The 6,713-nt window shown below is 58.1% G+C and carries 8 protein-coding genes; 5 read left to right on the top strand and 3 right to left on the bottom strand.

Going from position 1 to position 6,713, the window contains the following annotated elements:
• Positions 1 to 231: 231 nt before the first annotated feature.
• From ACYVG7_RS05210 to hemL, 3 genes are all read right to left on the bottom strand, one after another.
• Positions 232 to 1,461 carry a hypothetical protein gene (locus tag ACYVG7_RS05210; RefSeq protein ID WP_460882164.1) on the bottom strand — a complete coding sequence of 410 codons (1,230 nt, stop codon included), beginning with the start codon at positions 1,459 to 1,461 and terminating at the stop codon, positions 232 to 234.
• Between the two features lie 140 nt (positions 1,462 to 1,601).
• Entirely contained in the window at positions 1,602 to 2,243 is a 642-nt protein-coding gene (msrA, locus tag ACYVG7_RS05205; protein ID WP_460882163.1) for a peptide-methionine (S)-S-oxide reductase MsrA, read from the bottom strand.
• 45 nt (positions 2,244 to 2,288) lie between these two features.
• The gene (hemL, locus tag ACYVG7_RS05200; RefSeq protein WP_460882162.1) at positions 2,289 to 3,602 is read right to left on the bottom strand and encodes a glutamate-1-semialdehyde 2,1-aminomutase; all 1,314 of its coding nucleotides are present in this window, start codon (positions 3,600 to 3,602) and stop codon (positions 2,289 to 2,291) included.
• A gap of 223 nt (positions 3,603 to 3,825) precedes the next feature.
• Between hemL and erpA the strand changes: the two genes are divergently transcribed.
• The 5 genes from erpA to ACYVG7_RS05175 all read left to right on the top strand — a co-directional run bounded on the left by erpA (position 3,826) and on the right by ACYVG7_RS05175 (position 6,684).
• Entirely contained in the window at positions 3,826 to 4,176 is a 351-nt protein-coding gene (erpA, locus tag ACYVG7_RS05195; protein ID WP_460882161.1) for an iron-sulfur cluster insertion protein ErpA, read from the top strand.
• Between the two features lie 202 nt (positions 4,177 to 4,378).
• Positions 4,379 to 5,185 (top strand): siderophore-interacting protein, encoded by an 807-nt coding sequence (locus ACYVG7_RS05190; protein ID WP_460882160.1) that lies wholly within the window; start codon positions 4,379 to 4,381, stop codon positions 5,183 to 5,185.
• Positions 5,186 to 5,211: 26 nt separating this feature from the next.
• Positions 5,212 to 5,454: a hypothetical protein gene (locus ACYVG7_RS05185; RefSeq protein WP_460882159.1), complete on the top strand. Its 243-nt coding sequence runs from the start codon at positions 5,212 to 5,214 to the stop codon at positions 5,452 to 5,454.
• Positions 5,455 to 5,553: 99 nt separating this feature from the next.
• The gene (locus ACYVG7_RS05180; protein ID WP_460882158.1) at positions 5,554 to 5,835 is read left to right on the top strand and encodes a glutaredoxin family protein; all 282 of its coding nucleotides are present in this window, start codon (positions 5,554 to 5,556) and stop codon (positions 5,833 to 5,835) included.
• 162 nt (positions 5,836 to 5,997) lie between these two features.
• A complete protein-coding gene (locus tag ACYVG7_RS05175; RefSeq protein ID WP_460882157.1) occupies positions 5,998 to 6,684 on the top strand; it encodes a DUF2057 family protein in 687 nt (228 codons plus the stop codon).
• Positions 6,685 to 6,713: the final 29 nt, after the last annotated feature.

Raw genomic sequence — 6,713 nt, 5'->3', positions numbered from 1 at the left:
TGCCCATTCGGCAGGCCGTCAACTAAGCCCGCCCGGCGGGTTGGGGAGCGAGTATCCGACTTTGGATTTGATCAACAAGGCCATTGGCAGGGTCTACCACGAGTTGTTGGCGCGGCTCCGGATATAGGAGCTAGCGAGTATCCAATCGCCCCGTAAACGAGGGTGGAACTATAAAAAAGGGGCTTTTCAGCCCCTTTTTTACGCCCTGACTGATCGGTTTTGGCCTGCACGTTAAACTCGTAGGTCGACCTGTTGGACTGTGCCGGCTTTGCCATCTTCTGTCAGATACAGGCCGGTCTGGCGCAGTACGGCCGGGCTTTCGCCGTCGGTGCCCTGGTTGGCCGCCAGATGCATAAAGGGGGTGGCGGTGGCGTTGAGAAAAATGGCGCCGATCTGCTTGTCGCCCAGCGTCAGCAGGGCTTCGCCAGGGCGGAACAACCGCAGCTCGGCAAACACGCTATCACCCTCATCGATGACACCATTCCCATCCTGATCAAACTGCGCCAGATCGGCAAAGCCGTTGCCGCTTTGCACGCCGAACAGCTCGGTTCCATTGTCGATCTGGCCATTGCCGTTGCGATCCAGCGCCAGAAAGGTCGAGCCGCTGGCCAGCATCGGCAGTCGTTCCTGCACGCCATCGCCGCTCAGATCGAAGTTGAAACGGGCTTGTGTGAAGCCTGCGACCTGACCTTCCAGATTCAGCACCAGGGGATCTTTGAGGGCCGAGGCTTTGGTCAAGCGTTCGCTGACTTCCGTCAATTGGTAATCCAGCGCAAAACCGAGATCAATCCGGATCTCGCGGCCATCATCTGTGGTGACCGAGCCCGTGGCGACAAAGCGCAGTTGCTCCTGCTCCATCTTGAGCTCGGTGACTTGCACCGTCTGATCGACGGCTGGAGGGGCTTCAGCTGGGGCGGTTGTTGGGGCAGTCGCTGTGCTCGGGGTCGTCGCACCGCCTGGGGGGGCAACACTCTGAGCGTCTGTCGAGCGTGAGCCGCCGAGGTGGATCTTGATGCCGGTCATGGCTTCCAGCAGGGCCTTGAGAATGCGCATATGGCTATCCAGTGACAGATCGCCTTCGTCTAATCCGCTCAGACTCGCTGTGCTGCCGCTGGCTGTGGATTGAAAGTTGTGTAACTGGGGCTGCTCCTGCGCGCGCTCGGCACGAAATTTCTCCAGTTGTCGCGCCCCTTCGCTGGCTTGTTGCTCCTTGGCCAGACGGGCCAGATCCCGGCGGTTGAGCGTCGTGGCTTGTTGGACTTCGGCGGGCTGGTAGTTGCTGCTCAAGGGGGTGATCTGGGTGCTGCTGACGGCCATCTCGCGGTACTGTTCACTGCGCTGACTGACGCGGATCTCCTGCGCGGTAAGGGGTTGACCGCTGACGGTCACCTGCTGACGGATCTGTTGCTGCTGGTGTTGATGTTCAGCCGCCTGTACAAGCTTCTGATCGGTAATACGCATGGCTGACATCCTGCTCGAACGGAGGTGATACCTTGAGTATCGGCCGCCATCAGCCGGGGATTAACATCATTTAGCTATAAGAAAACGGGCTGACAGAGGATTCCTCTCTCAGCCCGTCCCCGGTGAGTACTCACTCGCTTTTAGCCTTGGAGGGACGGCGGCAGACAGACTCCGATGCCGCCTAGGCCGCAATACCCTTGCGGATTTTTCGCCAGATACTGCTGGTGATACTCTTCGGCGAAATAGAAGACAGGAGCTGGCGTGATCTGAGTGGTGACCGGGCGATGATCCTGAGCCGCAGCCATGGCGTGTTGAAAGGCCTGGCGACTGGCTTCGGCCTCGGCAGCTTGGGCATCATTCAGCGTGAACAGCACAGAGCGGTACTGGGTGCCGATATCGCCACCCTGACGCATACCTTGCGCCGGGTCGTGCTGTTCCCAGAATAACTTCAACAGATCGGCATAGCGGATCTGCTGGGGATCAAATACCACCAGCACGCTTTCAGTGTGACCGGTGAGGCCGGTACACACCTCTTTGTAGGTCGGATTGGGGGTAAAGCCACCCTGATAACCGACGGCGGTGGCATAGACGCCAGCCTGCTGCCAGAACAGACGCTCGACACCCCAGAAACAGCCCATGGCAAAATAGGCCAGCTCCAGACCCGCCGGATAGGGCGCCAGCATGGAATGACCGGAAACAAAGTGCTGGGGATTGAGGCGCATGGCCTCGTCGCGGCCGGGCAGAGCTTCGGCCGCGCTGATCAGTTCAGTCTTGCTGTGCATTGTGGATCCTTATCGCCGCCGCAGTGACTCGCGGCGAGCCATGAGTTAAATACCAAAGCCTTCATTACGCAGCTGGGCGAAGGCCAGATCAGCGGCTTGCAAGGTGGCATCAATTTCGGCATCGCCATGGGCCAGTGAAATAAAGCCTGCCTCATAGGCGCTGGGTGCCAGATAAATACCTTCTTCCAGCATCAGATGATAAAATCGACGGAAGGCCGCCATGTCACAGCAGGTCACCTGCTCGAAACTGCGGATCTCGGCTTCAGCGCTGAAGAAGAATCCGAACATGCCGCCGACCTGCGTCGTACTCAAGGCGATGGAATTGTGTTCGGCGGCCAGTTTCAAGCCTTCCACCAGGCGTTGGCTCTTGTGGTTGAGTGCTTCGTACAATCCTGGCTGCTGAATGGCCTGAAGCATTGCCAGACCGGCTGCCATGGCGACCGGATTGCCGGAGAGTGTTCCGGCCTGATAGACAGGGCCCACGGGAGCCAGATATTCCATGATTTCGCGACGACCGCCGAAGGCGCCCACCGGCATGCCGCCACCGATGATTTTCCCCAGCGTGGTCAGATCCGGGGTGATGCCGTAGAAGCCTTGGGCGCCTTGCAGGCTGACCCGGAATCCGGTCATCACCTCATCAAAAATCAGCAGGGCGCCAAATTCGTCACACAGGCTGCGCAGCCCTTCCAGGAAACCCGGAACCGGAGGAATGCAGTTCATGTTGCCTGCTACTGGCTCGACGATGATGCAGGCAATCTCTTGCGGGTATTGCTCGAACGCAGCCCGGACCGAGGCCAGATTGTTGAAGTCACAGACGAGAGTGTGTTTGACAAAATCGGCCGGCACCCCGGGGGAGTTGGGCAGGCCCAGGGTCAGGGCACCGGAGCCAGCTTTGACCAGCAGGGCGTCGGCATGGCCGTGGTAGCAGCCTTCGAACTTGATGAACTTATCGCGCCCCGTGAAGCCCCGCGCCAGGCGAATGGCGCTCATGGTCGCCTCGGTGCCGGAGTTGACCATGCGGGTCATCTCCATGGAGGGCAGCAGAGTACGGATGGTTTCGGCCATCTGCACTTCAATCTCGGTGGGGGCGCCGTAGCTTAAGCCCCGCTCTACCGCTTCCAGCACCGCAGCTTTGATCACCGGATGGTTATGGCCTAACAGCATGGGACCCCAGGAGCCGATGTAGTCGATGTAGCGCTGACCATCCACATCATACAGATAGGCGCCATCGGCTTTAGCAATGAAACGCGGCGTACCACCGACCCCGTTGAAGGCGCGGACGGGCGAGTTGACCCCTCCGGGTATGGAGTGGCGGGCTTGTTCGAACAACTGGGCAGAGCGCAGGGATTGAGCTGACATAAGGATTCCTTACTGACATTAGGCGCAAGGTCGTGATCACGCGGACATGATGATGGGGCGACTATATCAAAATCCGCTGGGGGTCGATATCGCCGGGCATCCTCAGGGGCGGCACTGGTAGATCTGACATGCATTCGCCCCGACTCGATGGTGGGCGGTGAATACTTGAACTGCCCACTCGGGTATTGGATAATCCCGTGGTCAATGATTATGAGGTAACACCATGAGCGATAGCGTTGAGATACAGTTTCCCATCCAGATGACGGATGCTGCGGCCAATAAGGTCAAGAACCTGATTACCGAGGAGGAAAACCCGGATCTCAAGCTGCGGGTCTACATTACCGGTGGTGGTTGCTCCGGCTTCCAGTACGGTTTTACCTTCGACGAGAGCATTAATGATGGTGATACCGTGATTGAGAAAAACGGCGTCACTATGGTGGTGGACGGCATGAGTCTGCAGTACCTGGTCGGTGGCAGTGTGGATTATATCGAAGGGTTGGAAGGCTCCCGGTTTCTGGTGACCAACCCGAATGCGACTGCGACCTGTGGCTGCGGATCTTCCTTCTCGATTTAACTCTGCAACCATTTCATACCACCAACCCTTCTGTAGCGGGCCCCTTTGGGGCCCGTTTGTTTTGGCCCGACGTCACCGAATGGCAATTGCGCCTGGGCGCGCATCGTGCGCACGGATATGAGAGAGATAATATCAAAAACCAAGTGATAATTATTATCATCTTTGTATAATCAGTCATAGATGAAATAAAAAGGAGGATCCGATGACCGCTCAGGAACAACCCTTATCCCCCCGAGCACAGCTGCTGTGGTTGGCCGAGCGACGCCAGATTTCGAGCCATGTCATGCGCATCTGGTTACGCGGTGAGGGGCTGGCTTATTTTCCCGCCGATTGCGTCGGAGCACACCTGAAATTGTTATTCCCGCAACCGGGACAAGCCGAACCCTTGCTGCCGCAGTGGGGGGCAGCCGGTCCGGTCTGGGCGGATGCGACGCAAAAACCGACGATCCGCAGCTACACGGTCCAGGATTTTGATGGCCAGTGTCTGGCGATTGATTTTGTTCTGCATGGTGTTCCGGGTCCGGCCGTCAATTGGGCGCGGCACGCCGAGATAGGTGCTTGCCTCGGGGTATCCCTTCCCGGCAAACCCTGGGCCTGGTTGCACACTGACAGTCACCAATTACTGGCCGGGGATCTGACGGCCCTGCCGATGCTGGCGGCCTTATTGGCCCAGTTACCCGCCGAGGCCAAAGGCGCGGCGTTTATCAGCGTGCCACACGCCTTGGATATCCAGACGCTGACCGCCCCGGATGGTATCGAAGTGCATTGGTTGGTAGATGCCGATCCCCATCAAGGGCAATGGAGCCTGGCCGCACAGGCCTGGCCATGGCCGCAGACGACGGTTTGCGTCACCGTGGCAGGTGAAGCCAAGCCGCTGCAGCAGCTGCGACGTTATCTGAAACAACAACGTCAACAGCGCAAAGAACAGTTATATGCGGTGCCATTCTGGAAGCTGGCACAGAGTGAAGAGGGATTTCATGATGAACGGCATCAATTGATGGATGAGTAATCCCGAATGATGGTGGAGGTAGTTGTATGAAAACACGTAAAATTGTGGCCGTTGGAGCCATGCTGGCGATTCTGGTGGCTTCCTATTTCAGCGAGAAAGCCCCTGCGGCGGTGAGAACAGAGCCATCTTTAGGACCGACACTGCACTCCCGGACTCCCGTACATGCTTCCTTGGCTGCCGAGAGTTGGCACAGTTTCGTGACCCAGCCGTCATTGTCGGTGAGCCACTCCGGCAACGGTGGCAGTCTGATTTCCTCGTCGGCAAGCTGATTCCCGAAGTTCTGCGCCGCACTTTGAGAGCATTTCTGCGGGATGAATCGCCAATGGCCTGATAGACTGGCTTGGCGATTCATCTTCTGGGAGCTTGATATGACCATTCCCGCAGTTACCGATCTATCCCGTTTGGCGCTGTATATGCGTCCTTCATGTCCATTTTGTGTTCGCGTGACGGACTATTGCCGCGAGGCTGGACTATTGCTTGAGACTCGCAATATCGCCCAAGGGGAACATCTGGAGGCGCTGATGGTTGGGGGTGGCAAACGGCAGGTTCCATGCTTGCGGATCCAGGATGATGCTGGTCGTAGTCACTGGTTGTATGAGTCGCTGGATATCATTGCCTATCTGCAACAGCTGTTTCCTCTGGCCACCTGAAGAGCCGAGACATTCAAAACAGGCCTCGTGATGAGGCCTGTTTTGTTTCGGCAGCCCCCCAATCCGCCGCCGCTGTCATCAAAGCGCCATCGGGTTGTCATGTGACAAAAGTGTCACAATTGCCTGCTAGGCTAGCGCCATCCCAATTGAAAGGAGTGCGTGATGCGTGGTGGATTGATCCTGTTAAGCCTGTTCATGAGCCTGCCGTTGTCGGCGGCCGAATTGATCATCAAGGCGCCGTTGCGGCTGCTGGCGGTGTCGCCCCAGCAGTCGATCAGCGGTAGCAACCTGACCCTGAGCCCTGGTGAGCATCAGTTGTTGGTGCGTTACGAAGGCGTGTTGCCGGCCCGGAGCAACTCCGAGAGTGATATCGAGGTGACCTCGGATCCTCAGGTGCTGCATGTGTTGGTTAAGGGTGACGAGACCTTGACGCTCAGCGCGCCGCAACTGAACAGTGAGTCGGCCATGGAGCAGTACGTGAAAAGCCCTGCCATGACGCTGAGCGGCAGCGCGTATCCAGAGCAAAGCCTACGCCAGCAGCCGATAGCCCTCAAAGGGTTTGTTCTGGGCATCGATTATCAAGATCTGCTCGCCGATCATCTGCGGGACGAAGCGGCTGCCACGGCCAGTCCGACGGCGGCAGCGAGCCAGGTAGCAACGGCAAGCACAGTGGCGGCTACTGCTGCGGTCACCGCTGCGGCGATGGCGGCGCCAGCGTCATCTACCGCTGCAGCGGCGGACATCACCGCCACGGCGCAATCCCGGGAGCAGGCCCTGCAGCAACTATTTTTGCAGTCCACACCAGAAGAGCGAAAGCGCTTTATCGGTTGGGCCGTGCAGCAATTTTAATCACTCCTGAGTGACTGTCGCTGTGTTGC

Source organism: Pseudaeromonas pectinilytica (assembly GCF_054780855.1).
The sequence above is the reverse complement of the archived record's forward strand: the minus strand, read 5'-3'. Positions and strand labels throughout refer to the sequence as shown.